Consider the following 20,443-nt stretch of genomic DNA (forward strand, 5'->3'; position numbering starts at 1 on the left):
CGACGAGCTTAGTAAGTCAGACCGACATAACGCTCATATCCGACGAAAAGGACGGGTCGCTACCCGGACGGGGGAGGCGCCCCCGGAGCGGTCAGGTCAGCGGCGACGGGGACTCGGCGGTCGGGCGCACCCGCATGGTGGGCAGGTCGAGCACCGACAGCCGCCAGCCCTTGGCCGGGTCGGCGTCGATCGCCCGCTTGAACGCGATCCGCCGGCCGTCCGGGCCGATGAGCCCGAGCGGTGGCCACGACGCCGCCCGGGGCCTGCGCAGCTTCGTCGCCGGGATGGGCGGGGCCTGCCACTGACGAACCCGTCCGGGCGGGTCCGCGCAGCCACCGGTTCCGGGGCCGCGCGGGCCCGCCCCGGGATGGAAGGATGACCGGGTGCCATCGCTCGCGCTACCGCACGTGACCTTCCTCGGTGGACACCCGCGTCGCACGAACGAGACGAGCGGGCTCACGGCCGTCCTCGACCGCTCCGGCATCGATCTGCGCCGGCCGATCCGCCGGTTCCTGCGCGTCCCCTGGCCCACCCTGCGCGGGCTGGACATCCGCACCCCGAGCCTGCTCGCCATGGCGCTCGACCACCACGGCCCGCGCTACGGCGGCGCGTACGTCGACCTGCACCTGGACCACGGGGTGTGCCGGTTGCACGTCCCCGGCGCGCCGGGGCCGGAGCTGCGGGAGCAGCTCGCCGCATGGGCGGCGGACGAGGCGGGGCCGGCCGAGCCGCTGCCCGGCACGCCCCCACCGCCGCCGCGCCAGGTGCGCGGCCCGGTCGAGGTGGCCCGGATGTCCCTCGACATCTGGCGGGCCGCCGACGTCGGCCGGGAGGCCGTTCCCGACCGGGGCACCCTGGCGTACCGGCTCAGTGTTGCCGAGGACCATCGCCACAGTGGCCGGTTCGCCGAAGCCCTCGCCCTCCTCGAACCCCTGGCCGCCGGAGCGACGGCGGCGTTCGGGCAGCTCGACGAGGCCACGCTGACCGTCCGCAACGCGATCGGTCAGGTATACCTGGCGGCGGGGCAGGTCGACGACGGGCTGGACGTGCTGCGGGAGGTGGTGGCCGCCGCCGAGCACCGGCAGGGCGCCGACGGCGAGCTGACCCTGGTCATCCGGAACAACCTGGCGATCGGCTACCAGCAGGCGGGCCAGTACGCGCAGGCCATTGAGCTGCACGAACGCAACATCCGGCACAGCGAGCGCAGGCACGGGCGGCTGAGTCGGCAGACGGCCGGCCGGCGCAACAACCTGGCCGCCGCCCTGGCGCTGGCCGGCTACCGGCGGCGGGCGATCGAGAGCTACTGGGGGGTCCTCGACGCGCTGGCGGACGGCGCCCACGACGACACCCTGGCGGTCACCGCCCGGCAGAACCTGGCCATCCTGCACAACCCGTCCTGGCGGCCGTGACCGGTCACGGGCGGGGTGACGAGCGGTCGGCGGAGCCGGCCCGGCGGGCGCGCGGGACCACGTCGTCCTTGCGGACGATCGCCGTAACCTGCTCGCCGATTTCACGGGTGAGCCGGTCCGGACAGGGCAGTCCGAGCCTGACCGCCAGGTCCCGGCCGTACAGGTCGACGGCGGCCTCGGCCAGGTCGGCGTAGACCGCGACGGCCAGGCGGGCGCGGTAGCGTGCGGTGAGCAGCGCCACCAGGCCGACGACCAGGGCCGGCCACCAGAACGCCCCGAGGACGGCATACAGCAGGCCCCAGCCGACCAGCCGGGCCGCCGCCCCGCACCGGTCCTGTGCCGCCGCCAGTTCGCTCCGCGCCTCGTCCGGGAGGAGCAGCCACAGGCGCGGCCACCCGCTCGCCAGGTCGATGCCGTAGCCGCGGTGCACCCGGACGTCCGTCGCGTGCAGCCGGTCGCCGACCCAGGTGGGGCGCGCCGGCTCCACGAGGCAGATCGCCGCCCGGCGGCCGATGGCCCGGCGCGCCCGGTCGCGAAGCGCGGTGTCGCCGGTGTCCGCGAGCAGCGCGCGTTCCGCGGCCAGCACGGCCCCATCCGCCCGCTCCCACCGCTGGCGACGCCTGGCGACGAGCCGGCGCAGCACCGGTCCGGCCCCGGTCAGGCTCCACGTCCAGGCGACGAGCACGCCCACCGACTGCGCGACGAGCCCGGCCGCCGCCGCGCCGAGCAGGAACGTCACCGCGTCGATCAGCAGGCGCGCTCCCGATCCACCGGCCCGCCCGGCGGCCAGCCCGTCCCACCAGGCCGCCACGGCCCGCTGGTCCACGGCGTGCCGCTGGCCCAGGACGGAGGCCAGCACCACCGCGGCGGCGAACATCGCCCCCGGCAGCAGCAGCGCGGTCGTCCAGCGGGTCACCAGCTGCTTGCCCAGCTCGGCGAGGAAGGCGTTCACAACGTGATCCGGCGCTGCCCGAACGGCGCACCGGTCAGGCCGCACACCGGCCGGTCACCGTCGTCCGCGGGGACCGCCCGGGGACACGGCTGCGGGCTCGGGCAGCTCCAGGCGACCAGCGTCGGATGCCCGCCCCCGCCGAGCCACGGCTCGAACGCGCGTACGCCGAGGGTCAGCCCGTCGATGCCGTGGCGGGCGAAGGCGTCGTCGAGCCGGTCGAGGTCCTCCGCCAGGCGCTGGTCCAGGCGACCCCGGCCGACGGCGTCGGCGATCCGGTCGAGCACTTCGGCGACGCCGTAGCGCTCGGCATGCTCGCGCAGTTGCTGCCCGGCCGCCTGACGGCACAGCCGTCCGACGCGCTCCGCGACGAGTTCCAAGGCTGCTCCTCCGGCACCGGTCGGCTTCCGCTGCCACAGTAGTGACCCGGGCAAGCCGCCACCGTCCCTCAGGGTGGGTGTCGGCCGGCTTCCGCACACCGGCCGGGGCGGGCAGGATGGGCACCGGAGATCGTGGGCCGACGCCGGCGCACCGGAATCGAGTAGGCGATGTCGAGACGGACCACCAGCGCCGCCGTACGGCGGGTCGCGGCGGTGACCGCCGAGTACGAGCGCACCGGTGACCCGTCCGTCCTCACCGGACCGGAGCTGTCGTCCGACGCGCACCTGCTCGCCGTCGAGGCCGGTGACCGCGGCGCCGGCCGGACGGCCGCGCGGGCGCTGGCCCGGCTCCACTGGTACCGCTACCTCGACCTGCCCGGGGTGGACGGCCTGCGGGAGCGCCGGGAGGCCGTCGCGTTGTTCCGCCAGGGGTGCCGCGACGACCCGGACGGGGTGCCCGAGCCGATCCGCGACGAGTACCGGGCGGGCGACCGGCCCGCGGCGCCGCGCCTGTCCGACGTCCTGCTCAGCCAGCAGCAGGCGGACCGGGTCGAGGGGCTGCGGCAGCGGCACCGGGCCGGTTCCGGGAAGGCCCTGCGGATGCTCGTCACGCTGTACCGCGAGTGGCTGCCGCACCTGGCCCGTGAGAGCGGCGAGGCGGTCGCCCTGCTCCGCGCCGCGCTGCTGACCGACCTGTCCGAGGCGCTGGCGACGCTGGCCGAGGAGGGCGGTGACGGCGGGACCTACGACGAGGCCCTGGAGGCCGCGACCCAGGCCCTGGGCGCCACCTCGGCGCGGGACCCGCACCGGCCGCACCGGCTGGTCCGCCGCGGCAGCCTGTTCGAACTCTACTTCGACCGGGGCGCCGGCCCGCGGGCCCTGGAACTGGCCGTCGGCGAGTACCGCCGGGCGGCGCAGCTCGGCTGGGCGCGCCACCCCGTCGATCCACGGGTGGTGGCCCGGCTCGGTGCGGCGCTGTGCCGGCTGCACGAGATACCGGAACAGGCGTCGGTGGAGCTTCTGCTCGAGGCGACCGCGGCCTGGCGCGACGCGGTCCACACCACCGCGCCGGACCAGCCGGGGGCGGCGCCGGCCCTCCAGCGGCTGAACACCGTCGCCAACCTGCTGGCCCGCGAGGTCGGTCCCGACCTGGCCGGCACCATCGTCACCGCGGCCGACCAGCAGGCGGTGCTCGACGACCTGCTGTGGCAGGCCGAGGAACTGGCCGGACGGGGCGCGGTGGACGCCACGCCGCCGGCGCTGGCCGAGCGGTACGAGTCGGCGGTCGTGCTGGTCGCCGCGGTGCCCGGCTTCCACCCGCGGCGGCCGCAGGCCCTGCTCCTGCTGGGCGAGGCGGAGCTGGCCCGCTGGGAACACGGCGGCGACCTGTCCGGCGCGGCGCGGGCGGCGACCTGGGCGCAGCTCGCCCTGGACGCCGCCGGGCCGGGGCATCCACTGCGGCGGCAGGCGCTCAACCTGCTGGCGGGCGCGGCCGCCCAGGCGGGGGTGCACGGCAAGGCCCAGGACCTGGTCGAGGTCGCCCTCTCCGCCGCGCGTGCGGCGCTGGACCTGGCCGACGGGCAGCCGGACACGCGCCCGGAGCAGCTCGCGATCCTCGCTGGCACCCTGGCCGACGCCGGCTGGCTGGCCGACGACCCGGAGCTGGTGGACGAGGCGCTGCGCTACCAGCGGGAGGCGTTGGCGCACACCCCCGTGGAGCACGAGTCGTACCCGCTGCGGCTGATGCGGCTCGCCGGCATGCTGTCCCGCCGGGCGGCGATGGCGCCCGACGACGCGCTGCTCACGGAGGCCGTGGAGACCAGCCGCCGCGCCGCCGAGGCGCTGCCCGGTGACGACCCCCGCCGGGTCGGCTTCCTGTACAACCAGGCGAGCAGCCGGTCCCTGCTGGCGGTACGCCAGGGCGACGAGGCCGGCCTGGCGGCGGCCGAACGCACGTTCCGCGACGCGCTCGCCCTGCTTCCGCCGGAGCACCCGGACCAGCCCCGGATCGGCAGCTCGATCGCCGACACCCGGTACCAGCGGTACCGGCTCGGCGGGGACCTCGACGTGCTGGCCGACGCCGTGCGGCTGGCCCGGGAGGCGGTGGCGCAGACCCCGACCGGGCACCACTGGTGGCCGGTGCGGGCCCGGCTGCTCGCCCGGGCCGCGGCCGAGCTGGGCCGGTCGGGCGGTCCGGACGCCGAGCGGGCGCGGCGCGAGGCCATCTCGACGTACGCCGCCCTCGCCGCGTCGTCCGGCGTGGACCCGGCGACCCGGATCGACGCCGAACGCCGGCAGGCCGAGCTGGCGCGGGAGGCCGGCGACCCGGCCGCCCGACTGGCCGCGCTGGAGCGTGCCGTGCGGCACCTGCCGGACTCGGTCGACCGGTCGTCGTCCGGTCGCCGCCGGCTCGGCACGGTCGCCGCGCTGGGCGGGGTGGCCGCCGAGGCCGCCGCCGCGGCGATCGCGGCGGACGACGCCGACGGCGCCGTCGAACTCCTGGAACGCGGCCGGGGTCTGCTGTTCCACGAGGCCCTGGGGATCCGCGGTGGCCGGGTGGAGCTGCGCGCGGTCGACGCCCGGCTCGCCGCGGAACTCGACCGGATCGACCGGGAGCTGGCCGAGGCGGACGCCTACACGCAGGTCCGGAAGTTCACCGTCGAGGTGGAACGCCGGACGGCGTCCGGCGAGGTGGTGGCCAGCTCCACCCGGGACTGGGATCCCCGACCGGTCTGGCTGGCAAGGACCCGGCAGCTCGCCGCCGAGCGGGACCGGGTGGTCGAGCGGATCCGCCGGCTGCCGGGGTTCGGCCAGTTCCTGCGGCCGCCGTCGATGCCGCTGCTGCGGCAGCGGCTGGCCGGGATGCCGGTCGTCGTCGTGACCACGCACGGCGACCGGGGTGACGCCCTGCTCGTCCCGGCGGACCCGGAGCGGCCCGTGCGGCCGGTGCGCCTGCCCGACCTGCGCGCGGTCACCGTCCGGCGGAGCGTCGCCCGCTGGTACGCGGCGGTGGCCGAGGCGACCGACCCGGCGGTGCCGTTCGACCGGCGCGCCGCCGCCCAGGAGGAGTTGCACCGCATCCTGGCCTGGTTGTGGGGCGCCGTCGCCGGGCCGGTGCTCGACCTGCTGGCCCCCGTGGACGACCCGCCGCCGCGGATCTGGTGGTGCCCGGTCGGCGCGCTGGCGCGGCTCCCGCTGCACGCGGCCGGTCACCACCGCGAGCCGGGCGGCCGGCGTACCGTCCTCGATCGTGCGGTGTCGTCCTGGACGCCGACCCTCACGTCCCTGGCCCACGCGGCGGCGGACCGGCCGCCGCGGCCGGCCGCCGCCACGGCCGCCGTCGTCGGCGTGCCGACCGCGCGGGACCTGCCGGCGCTGTCCCAGGTACGCGCCGAGGTCGAGCAGGTGGCCGCGCTGATGCCCGGCTCGACGGTGCTGACCGGCACCGAGGTGGCGGCCGACGCGGTGGAGGACGCGCTGCGGGAGCACCCGATCGCGCACTTCGCCTGCCACGGCGAGGCGGACGCCGGCGTCGCCGCCATGCTGACCAGCGGGCTGCGTCTCGGCGCCGGGGGCACGCTCAGCCCGCACCGGGTGGGCTCCTACCAGCTGGAGCGGGCCGAACTGGCCTTCCTGTCCGCGTGCGGCTCCGCCGAGACGCACCCCGGGTTCACCGACGAGCCGCTGCACCTGGCCGCGGCGTTCCAGCTCGCCGGTTTCCGGGGGGTGATCGGCACGACGTGGCGCACCCCGGACAGCGCGCGGATCGCCGCGTCGTTCTACGCCGGGCTGACGGACGACGGCACCCGCCCGCCGGACACCGCCGCGGCGGCCCGGGTGCTCGCCGAGACGGTACGGGCCGTCCGCGACGAGTTCCCGGCGACGCCGACCCGGTGGGCCGGGTACCTCCACGTCGGACTGAACCGGTCGCTGTGAGCGCCCGGCCGTCGCCGTCAGTCCACCGGCGGCGCCAGCGTGCGGCGCAGTTCCCGCTTGAGCACCTTGTGGCTCGGCCCGATCGGCAGCGCGTCGACGTACCGGACCTGGCGCGGGTACTTGTGGCGGCCCAGGTGCTCGCGGGACCAGTCGATCAGCTCCTGCTCGCCGGGCAGGCCGGGGCCGGCCGGGTCGGGCACGACGACCGCGCAGACCTCCTCGCCGTGCCGGGGGTCGGGCACGCCGACCACCGCCACCTGGCCGACCGCCGGGTGCCGGGCCAGGACCTCCTCGACCTCGCGCGGGTAGACGTTGAAGCCACCCCGGATGATCATGTCCTTCTTGCGGTCCACGATGGTGATGAAGCCGTCGGCCTCCTTGCGCCCCAGGTCCCCGCTGCGGAACCAGCCGTCGACCACCGCCTCCGCGGTCGCCTCGGGCCGCCCCAGGTAGCCGGCGAAGACGTTGTGGCCCCGGATGACGATCTCGCCGAGCTCGCCGGTCGGCAGCAGCTCGATCCGGTCGTCCAGGTCGGCGCGGGCGATCTCCACCTCCACGCCCCAGACCGGGTGCCCGATGGTCCCGGGCCGGGTGCCGAAGTGCGGCTGGTTGGTCGTCGCCGTGGGCGAGGTCTCGGAGAGCCCGTAGCCCTCGAAGATCGTGGTGTCGAAGGCGGCGTGGAACCGTTCCAGCACGGCGACCGGCAGCGACGCGCCGCCGGAGACGCAGAGGCGCAACCGGGGCAGGGTGTCGCGGTCCCGGGCCGCGTCGAGCAGCGCCACGTACATGGTCGGCACGCCGTGGAAGACGTTCACCCCCTCGCTCACCATGAGGTCGATGGCGGCCGGCCCGGTGAACCGGCTCAGCAGCACCAGGGTCCCGCCGACGCGGAAGGTGCCGTTCATGGCCACGGTCTGGCCGAAGCTGTGGAACAGCGGCAGGCAGCCGAGCACCACGTCGGTGGACCGCGCGTCGTTGGCGTCGAAGACGTTGACGGTGGCGTTCATGACCAGGTTGAGGTGGGTGAGCAGGGCACCCTTGGGCACGCCGGTGGTGCCGCTGGTGTAAAGCACGACAGCGGTGTCCTCCGCCTGGCGGGTGACGTACGACGGCAGCTCCGGCAGCGGCGCGCTCACCTCCTCCAGACGGGACACACCCGCGCCGGCCGGGCCGACGGTGACCAGCGGCACGCCCGCCGCCTCGGCGGCGGCGGCCCCCAGGGCGAGCTGCGAGCCGTGGCAGACCAGCAGCTTCGCGCCGCTGTCGCGGAGCACGTGCACCGCCTCGTCGACGGTCAGCAGCAGGTGCACGGGCACCAGCACCGCGCCCGCGGCGAGGGCGCCGTAGTAGACCCGGGGGAAGTCGACCACGTTGGGGGCCAGCAGGGCCACCGGATCGCCCGGGGCGACGCCCAGCTCCCGCAGCCCGGCGGCGTGGCCGCGGGCCTGCCGCCACAGCTCGGCGTACGTGACCCGGGTGTCGCCGTCGACCACGGCCACCGTGTCCGGGTGCCGCCGGGCGGCCTCGGCCAGCACCATGGCCAGCGACAGCGCGGTCATCGGGCCGCGCTCCGGAACGGCCGGCCGCCCGTCGCGGTCGACTCCTCGATGCAGGCGTAGCTCCTCATGCCGGATGCCCTCCCGGGTCGGTGTGGTGGCGGATCAGAAGGCGTTGACGCCGGTGAGCGCGCGTCCGATGAGCAGTTGCTGGATCTGGCTGGTGCCCTCGTAGAGGGTCGCGACGCGGGCGTCGCGCAGGTACTTGCCGACCGGGAACTCGTCGATGTAGCCGTACCCGCCGAAGACCTGGACGGCGTTGTCGGCCGCGCGGACGGCGGCCTCGCTGGCGAAGAGCTTGGCCATCGAGGCCTCGGTGGCGAACGGCTCGCCGCGGTCGACGAGGTCGGCCACCCGCCACACCAGCAGCCGGGCGGCGGCGGTGTCGACGGCGATGCCGGCGATCAACTGCTGCACGAGCTGGTGCCCGGCGATGGGCTTGCCGAACTGGACGCGCTGCCCGGCGTAGCCGACCGCGGCGTCCAGGCAGCCCTGCGCGATGCCGACGCAGCCGGCCGCCACCGACATGCGGCCCTTGGCCAGGGTGGCCAGGGCCAGCCGGAAGCCGCCGCCCTCCGGGCCGAGGCGCGCCGAGTCGGGGACCCGGACGCCGTCGAACCGCAGTTCCCCGGTGGCCTGCCCGCGCAGGCCGAGCTTGCCGTGGATCTCCCGCCGGGTGAGCCCGGCGGCCCCGGTGGGCACCAGGAACGCCGTGATGCCCCGGTGCCCCGGGCCGCCGGTGCGGGCGAACACCAGGGCCACGTCGGCGGTGGTGCCGTTGGTGATGAACGTCTTCGTGCCGGTGATCAGCCAGTCGCCACCGTCGCGGATCGCCCGGGTGCGCAGCGCGGCCGCGTCCGAGCCGCTGTCCGGTTCGGTGAGGGCGAAGCAGCCCAGCGCGGCGCCGCAGCAGAGCCGGGGCAGCCACTCCTCCTTCTGCGCGGCCGAGCCGTGCGCGGCGACGGACTTGGCCACCAGCCCGAGCGACACCGAGACGATGCCGCGGACGGCGGAGTCGCCCCGGCCCAGCTCCTCCAGGACCAGGCAGTAGGTGAGGTGGTCGCCGCCGGACCCGCCGTCCTCCTCGGCGACGGTGAGGCCGAGGAAGCCGAGCCGCCCGAGCTTCCCGACGATGTCGGGGTCGACCGCCTCCCGCCGGTCCCAGGCCGCCGCGTGCGGCGCCACCTCCCGGTCGACGAACTCGGCGGCGAGCCGCCGGGCCGCCACCTGCTCGGCGGAGAGCTGAAGGTCCATGCGGCTTAAACTAGCGGTGCAAGTTTAAGTCCGTCCAGACCCCGCTCCCGCCGAGCCGCGACGAGGCTCAGGCCGGGTCGGGCGCGGGCACCTCGCGGAGCCGGCCACCGTCGAGGCGGAGCCACCGCCGCACGCCGATCTCGGCGAGGAACCGCTCGTCGTGGCTCACCACCACGAACGCTCCCCGGTACGCGCCGAGGGCGTTCTCCAGCTGGCCCGCGCTGACCAGGTCGAGGTTGTTCGTCGGCTCGTCCAGCAGCAGCAGGTGGGGGGCCGGCTGGGCGTACAGGACACAGGCGAGGGTGGCCCGCAGCCGTTCCCCGCCGGACAGCACGCCGACCGGCAGGTGGGCGCGCGCGCCGCGGAAGAGGAACCGGGCGAGGAGGTTCATCCGCTCCGCCGGCGGCCGGTCCGGGGCGAACGCGGCGAAGTTCTCCGCCACCGTCCGGTCCGGATCGAGCAGGTCCAGCCGCTGCGACAGGTACGCGACCCGGCCGTCGCCCCGGCGCACCTCCCCGCCCTCCGGGTCGAGGTCGCCGCGCAGCAGCCGGAGCAGGGTGGACTTGCCGGCGCCGTTGGGGCCGGTCAGGGCGATCCGCTCCGGTCCCCGGATGCTCAGGTCCACCCCCGCCCCGGCGAAGACGGCCCGGCCGTCGTGGTGGACCTGCATCCGCTCCCCCGCCACGACCGTCCGGCCGGCCGGGACGGTGGTCTCCGGCAGGTCCAGGGTCAGCGTCTGGTCCTCGCGCAGCGCCCTGCTGGCCTCGTCGAGCCGGGACTGGGCCTCACTCACCCGGTTGGCGTGCAACTGCCGGGACCGGCCGGCCGACTCCTGGGCGCTGCGCTTGAGTCCCCCGGCGACGATCCGGGCCAGGCCGGCGCTGTCGAGGTTGCGGGCGGCGTTTCCGGCCCGCCGTTCGGCCCGCTCCCGGGCCTGCTGCATCTCGCGCTTCTCCCGCTTCACCTCCTGCTCGGCGCCCCGCACGGTGCGCTCGGCCGCCTCCCGGGCCGCCCGGGAAGCCTCCTCGTACGCGGTGAAGTTGCCGCCGAACAGTCGCACCTCCCCGCGGTCGAGTTCGGCGATGCGGTCCATCCGGTCCAGCAGGGCACGGTCGTGGCTGACCAGCAGCAGGCAGCCGGACCACTCCTGGAGCACCCCGTAGAGGCGGTGCCGCGCGTCGAGGTCCAGGTTGTTCGTCGGCTCGTCGAGCAGCAGCACGTCGGGTCGGCGGAGCAGTTGCGCGGCGAGGCCGAGAGAGACCACCTGCCCGCCGCTGAGCGTGGCCAGCCGCCGGTCGAGCGCGACGTCCGCCAGACCCAGGCGGTCGAGTTCGGCCCGGCTGCGCTCCTCCACGTCCCAGTCGTCACCGACGGTGGCGAAGTGCTCCTCGCGGGCGTCGCCGGCCTCGATGGCGTGCAGCGCCCGGAGCACCGCGTCGACACCCAGCACCTGAGCCACGGTCAGGTCGCCCGCGAGGGGCAGGTTCTGCGGCAGGTAGCCGAGCACGCCGTCCACCGTCACGGCGCCGCCGGTGGGGGTGAGGTCGCCGGCGATCAGCCGCAACAGGGTGGTCTTGCCGGCGCCGTTGGGCGCGACCAGGCCGGTGCGGCCGGGCGGCACGGTGAAGGACAGGTCCTGGAAGACCGGGGTGTCGTCGGGCCAGGAGAAGGAGAGGTTGGTGCAGACGACGCAGGCGTCGGACATGGAAGAGACCTCACGGTGGAGCCGGGCAGGGCACGGCCGCCCGGGATGACGGGACAGGGATGCGACGAGGTGGCCGGGAATCACCCGGAGATGTCGTCGTCGCCCGTCATGTCGGTCTCCTTCGAGTCGGCGCACCGTCTCCCGACGCGCGCACCTGCCAGCCTAGCAACTCCGCGCGGCACCCTTGACCGCGAATCACGACCGGCTTAGCTTCATCGATCAGAAAGGTCTCTTTACTAATCCGGCCCCTTGGGAGTGCCGATGCGACCGTTCCGCCACCGCCGCCTCACCGCCCTCGCCGCCCTGTCGACCGTGCTGGTCGCGGCCGCCCCACCGAGCGCCGCGGGCGCCGCGGACGGCTCGCCCCGCCGGGACGGATACCACCGGGTCGGCTACTTCACCCAGTGGGGCATCTACGGCCGGGCCTTCCCGGTGAAGAAGCTGGACACCTCCGGGGCGGCGAGCCGCCTCACCCACGTCAACTACGCCTTCGGCAACGTCAGCGAGGACGGACGGTGCTACGTGGACGGCGGGCCCGGTGAGGGCGACGCCTGGGCCGACTACCAGCGCCCCGTCCCGGCGGAGGAGAGCGTCGACGGCGTGGCCGACACCTGGGGCGAGCCGCTCAACGGCAACTTCGGCCAGCTGGCCAGGCTCAAGGAGCGCCACCCCGACCTCAAGGTGATGATCTCGCTGGGCGGGTGGAGCTGGTCGACGTACTTCTCCAACGCCGCGCGCACCGACGCGTCCCGCCGGGCGTTCGTCGCCTCCTGCATCGACCTCTACCTCAAGGGAAACCTCCCGGTCCTCGACGGCGGCAGCGGCGGCCCGGGCGCCGCCGCGGGCGTCTTCGACGGCATCGACCTGGACTGGGAGTGGCCGAACTGGCCGGGCGAGCCGGGCAACGTGGTCCGCGCCGAGGACCGGGAGAACTTCACCAAGCTGCTCGCCGAGTTCCGCCGGCAGCTCGACGCGTACGGCCGGCAGGCCCGGAAGCACTACGCGCTGACCGCGTTCCTGCCGGCCAACCCGGCGGCCATGGACGCCGGGTACGAGGGCCGGAAGATCTTCCGGTACCTGGACTTCGCCACCGTGCAGGGGTACGACTTCCACGGCTCCTGGGATCAGGTGACCAACCAGCAGTCCGCGCTGCGCGTGCCGGCGGGCGCGCCGGACAGCCCGGACTTCTCCGCGCAGGTGGCGATCGACGGCTGGCTCGCCCGTGGCGCGCCGCGCGGGAAGCTGGTCCTGGGCATCCCGTACTACGGTCGCGGCTGGACCGGCGTCACCGGGGGCGGGGACGGGCTGTTCCAGCCCGCGGCCGGGCCCGCACCGGCCACCTTCGAGGCCGGCTATGAGGACTACAAGCAGCTCAAGACCCTGCCCGGCAAGGGCTTCACCGTCCACCGCGACCTGCGCGCCGGGCACGCCTGGCTGTTCGACGGCACGACCTTCTGGACGTACGACGACCCGGCGGTCGTGTTCCAGAAGACGCTGTACATCCGGCGGGCCGGCCTGGCCGGGGCGATGGTCTGGTCGCTGGACGGCGACGACGACAACGCCACGCTGACCCGGACGATCAGCGTGGGCCTCGCGACGCCGTAGCGCGACTCGCCGCCTCCGCCGCCGAGCCGCCCTCCCGGGCCCGGCGGCGGGGGCGGGGCGCGGCGCGGCGCGGCACACCGTCAGCGCCGGGCCAGCTCCGCCTCCATCCGCTGCAGGAGCGTCTTGCGGGCCTTGCCGTCGCGCTCGCGCCGCAGCGCCGAGCGGAGCTGGCGCGTGTCGAGGCCGCGGACCAGCTTGACCGCCTCCGTGACCGGCAGGTCCGACAACGGCCCGGCGGCGGAGGCCTCGCGGCGGGCACGCTTCGCCGGCCCCGTGTTGGACACGAACTGCCGCCCGGACCGGGACGCCTGCCGTTTCTTCGTGTCGGTGTCGCGGCGCTGCTCCTCCGACAGCTGTTGCCATGCCCGTTTCGGCAGGTAACGGGCGGTCTCGCCGTCGCGGCGCGCCCGCGTGGAGCCGGACCGGGTCTGCCAGTCCTCGGCGCCCCACCGCTGCAGCGACCGCTGCCGCTGGTCCCTGGGTCCCTCGAAGCCCCCGCCGCGCTTCTTGTACTCGTTCGTGAGCAGCTGGGACTTCCGCGCCGACCACTGCCCCGGGCGGCCGCCCTTGTCGGAGGCCTGGATCTCCGCCTTGAGCTGCTCCCGGAGTTCGGGCTTCGTGTACCTGGCCATGCAGGGGCGTTCCCGCAGCGGCGGGCCACATGCGTCCGGCCGGCCGAATCGGCGCGGGCTCCGGCGGCCGTATCCTGCCGGAGTGGCGAAGCCGGTCTGGGCCGATGGTGCGGCCTACGAGGCGTACGTCGGCCGGTGGAGCCGGCTGGTCGCGCGTGACTTCCTGCGCCGGCTGGCGCTCCCGCCCGGCCTGCGCTGGCTCGACGTGGGCTGCGGCACCGGCGCGCTGACCGCGGCCGTGCTGGCCGAGGCGGACCCCGCGCAGGTCACCGGCGTCGACCCCGCGGCGGGCTTCCTGGCCCACGCCCGCGACCGGGTCGACGACCCGCGGGCCGCCTTCGGGGTCGGTGACGCCCGCGCGCTGCCGGTGGATGACGCCGATGTGGACGTCGTGGTGAGCGGGCTGGCGCTCAACTTCGTGCCCGACCCGGCGCGGGCGGTGGCCGAGTTCGCCCGGGTCCTCCGGCCCGGTGGCGTGGCGGCCGCGTACGTCTGGGACTACGCCGAGGGCATGGCCATGATGCGCCACTTCTGGGCGGCCGCCGAGGCGCTCGATCCGGCGGTGGCGGAGCTGTCCGAGGGGCGCCGGTTCCCGCTGTGCCGCCCCGAGGCGCTGCGCGCCCTGTGGACGGACGCCGGATTCACCGCGGTGGCCGTCGAGCCGGTGGTGGTGCCCACGGTGTTCGCCGACGTCGACGCCTACTGGGCGCCGTTCCTCGGTGGCCAGGGCGCGGCGCCGGCGTACGTGGCGTCCCTGGCCGAGCCGGACCGGGCGGCGCTGCACGACCTGCTCGTCACCCGCCTGCCGGTCGAGGCGGACGGGTCCGTCCGGCTCACCGCCCGGGCGTGGGCGGTGCGGGGCACCGCCCCGTCGTGACCGCGCCCGCCGGGCGCGGGGCCGGGCCGGGCGACCGGCCGCCGGGTCAGGTGTCCGGCGCCCGGGACCGGCGGCCGCGCCGGACGGCGTAGGCCCGCCGCATCTTCACGTAGTTGCCGCAGCCGGCCATGGAACACCAGCGGCGGGCCTGGTTGCGCGAGGCGTCGTAGTAGGCCCACCGGCAGGTGTCCCGATCGCACACCTTGAGCCGGGTCCACACCTGGTCCTGCGCGCACTGCCGAATCGCGTCGAGCAGGGCGGCCAGCGCCACGTCGAGGAGGGCGGGCCGGGCGGGCGCCAGGCGCGGCCCGCCGTCCGCGAACGTCATCCGCACGGGCGCCGCGGCCAGGGCCTCGTCGAGGCGTCGCAGCGCGCCGGGGTCGGCGGGGTGGCCGGCGTGGCCGAGCAGCACCTCGCGCAGCCCCTCGCGGACCGTGCGGGCCGCGGCGAGGTCCGCCGGGCCCAGCCGGGCGTCGGCGGGGATCACCCCGCGCTCGGCGAGCCAGTCCCGCAGCGCGTCCGGCGTGGCCAGCGACTCCTCGTCGACCTGCGGCTCGAAGGTGTTGACGAAGTCGCGCACGAGTCGCACGGCGGCCGGCACCGGTCGCTCGTCGCCCACCGTCGTCCTCCTCGCGTCCACACCAGCGTAATCCCTTGACCGGTGTAGCTGCCCTCTGGGATCGTCCGGTGTGTACACCAGCGGAACCGGTTGGCCGGTGTGAACAGGGAACCGCCCGGTTCCGTCGCCGGCCCACGGCGGGAGGACGGATCGTGGCCACCACGCTCAGGGACGTGGCGCGGCACGCCCGCGTGTCGGTGAAGACCGTCTCGAACGTCATCAACGACTACCCGCACGTCAGCGACGACGTACGCCGCCGGGTGCGGGAGGCCGTCCGGGCACTCGGCTACCGGCCCAACCTCGCGGCCCGCACCCTGCGCACCGGCCGCACCGGCCTGCTCGCGCTGGTCGTCGCCGACGTCGAGGCGCCCGGCCTGCATGGGCTGGCGCGTGAGGTCGTCCGCGCGGCGACGAGCCAGGGCTTCCGGGTCGTCGTCGCGCCACACGGGCCCGACAGCGGGCCGCCCGCGCGGGTCGCCGGCCCGCCGGGCGTCGACGCCGTCCTCCTCGCCACCGACGTGGCGCCGTCGCGCCTGATCGACGCCCAACTCGGCGCCGGCACTCCCCTGGTCCTGCTCGGCGAGAGCGGGGATCCGCGCTGCGACCGGGTCGCGCTCGACGGCGTCCGGGCCGCGGCGGACGCCACCGAGCACCTGCTCCACACCGGACGGCAGCGGATCGCCGCCATCGGCGCCCGGCCCGGTGAGGCGACCGGACCGCCGCAGCCGCGCACACTCGGCTACCAGCTGGCGGTTCGCCGGGCCGGTCTCGACCTGCCCGCCGGCTACCTGCGCACCACCCCCCAGCACCGGTACGAGGACGGCTACCGGGCCGCCCGGCGGCTGTTCGCCCACGAGCACCGCCCGGACGCCGTCTTCTGCTACTCCGACCGGCTCGCCATCGGCGCCCTGCGGGCCGCCACCGACGCCGGGCTGCGGGTGCCCGCGGACGTGGCGGTGATCGGGATCGGTGACAGCGCCGAGGGCCGCTACTCGCAACCGACGCTGACCTCGGTCTCGGCCGACCCCGCGTTCCTCGCCCGGACGGCGGTCGCCCTGGCCCTCGCCCGGCTCGACCGCCCGGACGCCCCGCCCGCCCGGATCACCGCGCCGCACGCGATCCTGCCCCGGGAGAGCACCCGCCCGGCCGGCTGACGGCCGACGGTCCACACCCGCGTCACGGCGCCTCCCGGACGTGAAGCGGTGTTCTACAATCGACGCCGCCCTGCGAGGGCTGCCGCTCGGCAGTCCGCACGGGATCCGGGCCTACTCGGGGGAGGCGCATGGTGAGCGGGGCTCTGGGCGGCGACGTGCTGGATCCGGACGGCGCCATGGACCGGATGCGGGCCTGGAAGGGCCGCATCGACAAGCTCGCCGCCGACACGAAGGTGATGAGCGACCGCCTGCAGGAGCTGCGGGTCACGGTCGAGGACGACAACGGCCTGGCCGAGGTCACCGTCGACTCGACCGGCGCGCTGCTGGACCTGCGACTGGGTCGCCAGATCCAGCGGGTCTCCCCCGAGGTGGTGGCCGAGGCGGTCATGGCGGCCATCCGGCGGGCGAAGGGACAGCTCGCCGAGCGGTCGCAGGAGATCATCGCGGAGACCGTCGGCACCGACTCGGCGGCCGCGCGGGCGATCGCCGAGCGGGTGGGCCGGCAGCTGCGCCCCGACCCGGAGGCCGGCTGGGGCGAGCCCGGCCCGTACGACGGCCACGGCTGGCGGCGATGAGCGGCCCGGCCGGCTGGGTGGCCGACACCGAGCAGATCCGGGCCCACGCCGCGTCCATCGAGGCGTTGCGCGCACGGTTCGAAGCGGTCCGCGGCGCGAGCGCGCACATCGCCCGGGACGACCGGGCGTACGGGCTGCTCTGCGGGTGGATCTCGGGGATCCTGGAGGACCGGCACACCCGCCAGGACGAACTGGTCGCGTACGTCGACGAGAACCTCCGGCTGGTCGCCGACGGGCTGCGCCGCACCGCCGACAACTACGACGGCGTGGACGGTGACGCGGCCAGCTCGATGAGCGCGATCAGCCGGCGGTTGCGGGCATGACCGACGAGTCGCTGGTCGCCGACGTCCGGTCCACCCGGGAGGTGTGGACGGGGTCGTCGCTGGCCGACGGCGTCGAGGGCCTGGTGGACGCGATCCGCAGCGAGGGCTGGGTCGACGACCTGCTCGCCGGCGCGGCCTTCGGGCTGGACGTCGCCGCCACGGTGCTGGACCCGTTCAGCGCGTTGCTGGCCAACGGCCTCGGCTGGGCGATGGAATACTTCGAGCCGCTGCGCGAGATGCTCGACTGGCTGACCGGCATGCCCGACGTGGTCGCGTCGCACGCGGCGACCTGGGACAACATGGCCGGGCACCTCCAGCGGATGGCGGCCGACCTCCAGGCGCACCTGGCCGGCGACCTGCCGGACTGGCGGGGGCACGCCGCCGAGGCGTACCAGTCGCTCATGAAGAACAACGTGGACGCGATCGCCGGCCTGGGTGGCGCGTCCGCGGCCATGGCGGCCGCCACGCAGGCCGCCGGGAACCTCGTCTCGTTCACCCGCGACATCGTCCGTGACCTCATCGCGGATCTCGTGGCGCGCGTCATCGTCTGGGCGGTCGAGGCGATCTTCGTGGTGACCATCCCGGTGATCGCCGCGCAGATCACCGCCGCCGTGCTCAAGTGGGCGGGCCGGATCCTGAGCTACACCACGGCGCTCGTCACCAGCCTCACCAACCTGTCCAAGCTCGTCAACGGCTGACCGGGGGGATCGTGGCGAAGCCCAGGGGACCGCACGGCGGCACCGGTGACGGCGGCGACGGCGGGCACGTCGGCGACGGCGGGGAGGTCGGCGACGGCGGTGTGCCCCGGCAGCGGGGCGGCGCACAGCACGGCAGGCCCACCACGGTCGCCGAGACCCACCGGGCCGTCACGCAGGCGGCGGAGAGCGGGCGGCCCGGCGGCCCGAGGTCGACCGACGGCAGGCCCGGCGGGTCCGAGGGGGACGCCGACCCGCAGCGCCCGCAGAACGACCCGGAGCTGGACAAGCACGACCCGAAGAGCCTGGAGGAGATCGCCAAGGCCCGCAAGCAGATCGCCGGCCAGCTCCAGGAGATGGTCGACGACGCGTGGGACCACGTCGACCAGAACCGCGACTCGATCCTCCAGCAGGAGGGCTACCAGCGGCAGCGGGAGAAGCTCATCGAGAAGGGCTACCCCGAGGACGTGGCGGACCTGATCGTGGAGCGCACGGCGATGGGCACCGAGGCCCACCGTGGGCTGGCCAACGCGATCGACAGCGAGGCGACCACCATGCTGGAACCGGAGACGGGTTTCCGGCTGCGCACCGAGGTCGGCTACGACGCCCAGGGCGTCGAGACGCCGAAGGTGAAGGACCAGGACTTCCGGCCGGACGTCATCCTCGAGCGGCAGCACAAGGACCCGGTGACCGAGGAGACCGACTGGGAGGTCGCGCACGCCTACGACCTCAAGACCGGCCTGAAGACCGGCATCGAGCCGAGCTGGGCCAACAAGGTGCAGCGGGTGCTGGGCCTGCCCGAGCCGCCGGAGGAGCTACGGCCGACACAGCGACCGCTGAGCGTAGACTGACCGGGCCCCGCCACCGACCCGTGAAAGGTGCGTATGTCCTCTGCTGACAGGGCGCGGCGGTGGCGGCACGTCCTCACCGAGCTGCGGCCCGACCTGCCGGGAGAGTGGTCCGTGCGGGGCACCGGCCTCGGCACGGTGCTGGTGCGCGAGCCGCTGGACTGGGCACTGGCCTGGATCGGCTACTCGGGCTCGCCCACCCGGCCCGTGGGCTGGGTCGCCGCCGGGGTGCAGCCGCTCGTGACGCCCTTCACCAGCTGGATCATGACCTACGGCGTCCGGAGCGACGAGGTCCGGTCCGGGCCGTCCACCATCGACCTGTCCGCCGACGAGGCGGCGGAGCAGGCGCGGCGGTTCGTGCGGGACGCCGGCCTGGCCAAGCTCGACAGCTGGCCCGCCGAGCGCCTCGCCGACGTGGCCGAGCGCGACTTCGCCCAGGACCCGCGCCGGCGCCGCACGCACTGGCACCAGCTGCCCGGATGGCGGGTGGTGAACGGCACGGCGTCCCCCGTCGAGCCGGCGACCCAGCTCGTCGAGCTGTGCCACGAACGGGCCGCCGGAACCTCCGGCACGGGCGCCCGGCAGTTGGCGGAGCAGGCCGCGTTCCACGAAGGGCTCGTGCGGGCCTGGCAGGACGGGGAACGGGAGGCGGCGCTGGAGTTCCTGACCGCGCAGCGGGATCAGGCGCTGGCCGCCCGGAAGCTCGACCGGGCGCTCACCCCGTAGGAGAGTCCAGCCGCGCCACGACGGGAGCCAGCGCCTCGGGCAACCGCACCTGCACGGCCCCGCCGGACTCCGCCGGCACGACGCGCACCGGGTGGAACTCGCCCTCGCGCCACCAGAAGACCTGCTCGGAGCAGGGATCGGTGGCGGCCTCGAACATGGACCCGGCCAGGCGGTGCAGCGCCACGGCGGCCTCCCGCAGGCCCTGGTCCACCGGGTGCAGCAGCACCGCGCTGTACCGCGGCGCCGCGACCAGCGCGCCGTGCTCGGCGGCCTCGGGCAGGAACCGCTTGACCGACATGAGGGCGGTCGTCACGAACGGGTTGCCGTCGGCGGCGAGCAGGCGCACCGACCCGCCGGTGGGCAGCTCGTGGTCCCGCACGTCGAGGGTGGTCAGTTCGCGCTCCACGGTCTGCCGCACGGCGATGCGCACCAGCTCGGCGGGCTCGCGGTCCAGTCGCGCCGCCTGCGCGAGGGTCAGCAGGTCCAGCCGCCCGGGCCGGTCCACCACGACCGCCGCGGTGAAGTGCGTGCCGAACGGCACGGCCAGGTAGTCGTCGGTCTCGCTGGTCGGGGCCGCCGGGGTGAGGCGGAGCCGCAGCTGCGCGACGTCGACCGGCCCCAGGTCGGCCGAGACGCTGTCCGGCAGCTCCCGGCGGACCGCCGCGATCCAGTCGGCCACCAGCTCGGGCCACGCCTGCCGGGGCTGGTCCGCACAGCTGCGCAGCAACGGGACCAGAGAGATCCGGGCGCGGCCGCCGGGCACGGCGACGACGATCTCGTCGCTGTCCGCCGCGACGCGCGCTCCCGGCAGGCGGGCCGGGAGCACGTCCTCGACCAGCGCGCGGACGTTGCCCATCAGGTCTGCGTTCTGCGGCGACGGCACGCTGCATTCATACCATCGGCCCGCGAACGGCGGCGAACCCCGAAGGCGTCGCCGGACGGGCGGGGTCGCCGGCGCGCGACGCACCGGCGGCCCCGACACCGCCCGCGGCGGTCAGAACCCCGTCATCCCCGCCCCGTACGGGTAGAGCGGGTTGCCGTACGTCGTCGCCGGTGGCTGTCCGGCGTCGATGCTGGCCCGGATCTGGGCCCGTTCGGTCGTGGTGGCCCCCAGGTCGTACGGCAGGTCCCAGGACTCGACGGCGTCGGCCGGCACGTCGGTGCCGCCGGGCCGCACCACGTCCGCCAGGCTGCGCGGGA

The 20,443-nt window shown here is 75.6% G+C and carries 19 protein-coding genes; 10 read left to right on the plus strand and 9 right to left on the minus strand.

Going from position 1 to position 20,443, the window contains the following annotated elements; all coding sequences use genetic code 11:
* Positions 1-383 precede the first annotated feature (383 nt).
* Positions 384-1,409: a tetratricopeptide repeat protein gene (locus NLX85_RS33535; RefSeq protein ID WP_254339082.1), complete on the plus strand. Its 1,026-nt coding sequence runs from the start codon at positions 384-386 to the stop codon at positions 1,407-1,409.
* Positions 1,410-1,413: 4 nt separating this feature from the next.
* Here the strand turns inward: NLX85_RS33535 and NLX85_RS25090 are convergent, their stop codons facing one another.
* Positions 1,414-2,361 (minus strand): hypothetical protein, encoded by a 948-nt coding sequence (locus NLX85_RS25090; RefSeq protein WP_254339084.1) that lies wholly within the window; start codon positions 2,359-2,361, stop codon positions 1,414-1,416.
* The gene (locus NLX85_RS25095) at positions 2,358-2,738 is read right to left on the minus strand and encodes a hypothetical protein (RefSeq protein WP_254339085.1); all 381 of its coding nucleotides are present in this window, start codon (positions 2,736-2,738) and stop codon (positions 2,358-2,360) included. The genes NLX85_RS25090 and NLX85_RS25095 overlap by 4 nt, the downstream gene beginning before the upstream one ends.
* Before the next feature lie 168 nt (positions 2,739-2,906).
* Between NLX85_RS25095 and NLX85_RS25100 the strand changes: the two genes are divergently transcribed.
* Complete coding sequence (locus tag NLX85_RS25100) at positions 2,907-6,674, plus strand: CHAT domain-containing protein (RefSeq protein ID WP_254339086.1); 3,768 nt, start codon at positions 2,907-2,909, stop codon at positions 6,672-6,674.
* Between the two features lie 17 nt (positions 6,675-6,691).
* Here the strand turns inward: NLX85_RS25100 and NLX85_RS25105 are convergent, their stop codons facing one another.
* The 3 genes from NLX85_RS25105 to abc-f all read right to left on the minus strand — a co-directional run bounded on the left by NLX85_RS25105 (position 6,692) and on the right by abc-f (position 11,189).
* Positions 6,692-8,233 carry a long-chain fatty acid--CoA ligase gene (locus NLX85_RS25105; RefSeq protein WP_254339087.1) on the minus strand — a complete coding sequence of 514 codons (1,542 nt, stop codon included), beginning with the start codon at positions 8,231-8,233 and terminating at the stop codon, positions 6,692-6,694.
* Positions 8,234-8,335: 102 nt separating this feature from the next.
* Positions 8,336-9,484, minus strand: a complete 1,149-nt coding sequence (locus NLX85_RS25110) for an acyl-CoA dehydrogenase family protein (RefSeq protein WP_254339088.1) — start codon at positions 9,482-9,484, stop codon at positions 8,336-8,338.
* Positions 9,485-9,551: 67 nt separating this feature from the next.
* Positions 9,552-11,189, minus strand: coding sequence for a ribosomal protection-like ABC-F family protein (abc-f, locus tag NLX85_RS25115; protein ID WP_254339089.1), 1,638 nt, complete (start codon positions 11,187-11,189; stop codon positions 9,552-9,554).
* Positions 11,190-11,450: 261 nt separating this feature from the next.
* Between abc-f and NLX85_RS25120 the strand changes: the two genes are divergently transcribed.
* Complete coding sequence (locus NLX85_RS25120) at positions 11,451-12,794, plus strand: glycoside hydrolase family 18 protein (protein ID WP_254339090.1); 1,344 nt, start codon at positions 11,451-11,453, stop codon at positions 12,792-12,794.
* An 80-nt stretch (positions 12,795-12,874) separates the two neighbouring features.
* Here NLX85_RS25120 and NLX85_RS25125 read toward each other — a convergent pair whose 3' ends face one another.
* On the minus strand, positions 12,875-13,426 hold the full coding sequence (locus tag NLX85_RS25125) for a DUF5872 domain-containing protein (protein WP_212835197.1): 552 nt from the start codon (positions 13,424-13,426) through the stop codon (positions 12,875-12,877).
* 82 nt (positions 13,427-13,508) lie between these two features.
* Between NLX85_RS25125 and NLX85_RS25130 the strand changes: the two genes are divergently transcribed.
* On the plus strand, positions 13,509-14,303 hold the full coding sequence (locus tag NLX85_RS25130; RefSeq protein WP_254339093.1) for a class I SAM-dependent methyltransferase: 795 nt from the start codon (positions 13,509-13,511) through the stop codon (positions 14,301-14,303).
* Positions 14,304-14,349: 46 nt separating this feature from the next.
* Here the strand turns inward: NLX85_RS25130 and NLX85_RS25135 are convergent, their stop codons facing one another.
* Positions 14,350-14,922: an ABATE domain-containing protein gene (locus NLX85_RS25135; protein ID WP_254339095.1), complete on the minus strand. Its 573-nt coding sequence runs from the start codon at positions 14,920-14,922 to the stop codon at positions 14,350-14,352.
* A 152-nt stretch (positions 14,923-15,074) separates the two neighbouring features.
* Here NLX85_RS25135 and NLX85_RS25140 point away from each other — a divergent pair, with 152 nt between their 5' ends.
* From NLX85_RS25140 to NLX85_RS25165, 6 genes are all read left to right on the plus strand, one after another.
* Complete coding sequence (locus NLX85_RS25140) at positions 15,075-16,076, plus strand: LacI family DNA-binding transcriptional regulator (protein WP_254339097.1); 1,002 nt, start codon at positions 15,075-15,077, stop codon at positions 16,074-16,076.
* A gap of 131 nt (positions 16,077-16,207) precedes the next feature.
* Positions 16,208-16,651 (plus strand): YbaB/EbfC family nucleoid-associated protein, encoded by a 444-nt coding sequence (locus tag NLX85_RS25145; RefSeq protein WP_254339099.1) that lies wholly within the window; start codon positions 16,208-16,210, stop codon positions 16,649-16,651.
* A complete protein-coding gene (locus tag NLX85_RS25150; protein WP_254339100.1) occupies positions 16,648-16,974 on the plus strand; it encodes a hypothetical protein in 327 nt (108 codons plus the stop codon). Before NLX85_RS25145 ends, NLX85_RS25150 begins: the two co-directional genes overlap by 4 nt.
* The gene (locus NLX85_RS25155) at positions 16,971-17,672 is read left to right on the plus strand and encodes a WXG100 family type VII secretion target (protein WP_254339102.1); all 702 of its coding nucleotides are present in this window, start codon (positions 16,971-16,973) and stop codon (positions 17,670-17,672) included. Before NLX85_RS25150 ends, NLX85_RS25155 begins: the two co-directional genes overlap by 4 nt.
* Positions 17,673-17,683: 11 nt before the next feature.
* Complete coding sequence (locus NLX85_RS25160; RefSeq protein WP_254339104.1) at positions 17,684-18,520, plus strand: hypothetical protein; 837 nt, start codon at positions 17,684-17,686, stop codon at positions 18,518-18,520.
* Positions 18,521-18,553: 33 nt separating this feature from the next.
* Entirely contained in the window at positions 18,554-19,243 is a 690-nt protein-coding gene (locus NLX85_RS25165) for a hypothetical protein (RefSeq protein ID WP_254339106.1), read from the plus strand.
* On the opposite strand, the gene NLX85_RS25170 is transcribed toward NLX85_RS25165, so the two are convergent.
* Both NLX85_RS25170 and NLX85_RS25175 read right to left on the minus strand, forming a co-directional pair.
* Positions 19,233-20,126, minus strand: a complete 894-nt coding sequence (locus NLX85_RS25170; RefSeq protein ID WP_254339109.1) for a hypothetical protein — start codon at positions 20,124-20,126, stop codon at positions 19,233-19,235. The genes NLX85_RS25165 and NLX85_RS25170 overlap by 11 nt on opposite strands.
* A gap of 111 nt (positions 20,127-20,237) precedes the next feature.
* The gene (locus tag NLX85_RS25175) at positions 20,238-20,423 is read right to left on the minus strand and encodes a hypothetical protein (protein ID WP_254339111.1); all 186 of its coding nucleotides are present in this window, start codon (positions 20,421-20,423) and stop codon (positions 20,238-20,240) included.
* Between the last annotated feature and the right edge of the window lie 20 nt (positions 20,424-20,443).

Origin of the sequence: Micromonospora sp. A3M-1-15 (assembly GCF_024213425.1) — a bacterium.
Taxonomy (GTDB): domain Bacteria; phylum Actinomycetota; class Actinomycetes; order Mycobacteriales; family Micromonosporaceae; genus Micromonospora; species Micromonospora chersina.

Coding starts and splice junctions, on each gene's coding strand:
- NLX85_RS25100 (WP_254339086.1), top strand. CDS start 2,907: ATGTCGAGACGGACCACCAGCGCCGCCGTACGGCGGGTCGCGGCGGTG.
- NLX85_RS25105 (WP_254339087.1), bottom strand. CDS start 8,233: ATGACCGCGCTGTCGCTGGCCATGGTGCTGGCCGAGGCCGCCCGGCGG.
- NLX85_RS25110 (WP_254339088.1), bottom strand. CDS start 9,484: ATGGACCTTCAGCTCTCCGCCGAGCAGGTGGCGGCCCGGCGGCTCGCC.
- abc-f (WP_254339089.1), bottom strand. CDS start 11,189: ATGTCCGACGCCTGCGTCGTCTGCACCAACCTCTCCTTCTCCTGGCCC.
- NLX85_RS25120 (WP_254339090.1), top strand. CDS start 11,451: ATGCGACCGTTCCGCCACCGCCGCCTCACCGCCCTCGCCGCCCTGTCG.
- NLX85_RS25125 (WP_212835197.1), bottom strand. CDS start 13,426: ATGGCCAGGTACACGAAGCCCGAACTCCGGGAGCAGCTCAAGGCGGAG.
- NLX85_RS25150 (WP_254339100.1), top strand. CDS start 16,648: ATGAGCGGCCCGGCCGGCTGGGTGGCCGACACCGAGCAGATCCGGGCC.
- NLX85_RS25155 (WP_254339102.1), top strand. CDS start 16,971: ATGACCGACGAGTCGCTGGTCGCCGACGTCCGGTCCACCCGGGAGGTG.
- NLX85_RS25165 (WP_254339106.1), top strand. CDS start 18,554: ATGTCCTCTGCTGACAGGGCGCGGCGGTGGCGGCACGTCCTCACCGAG.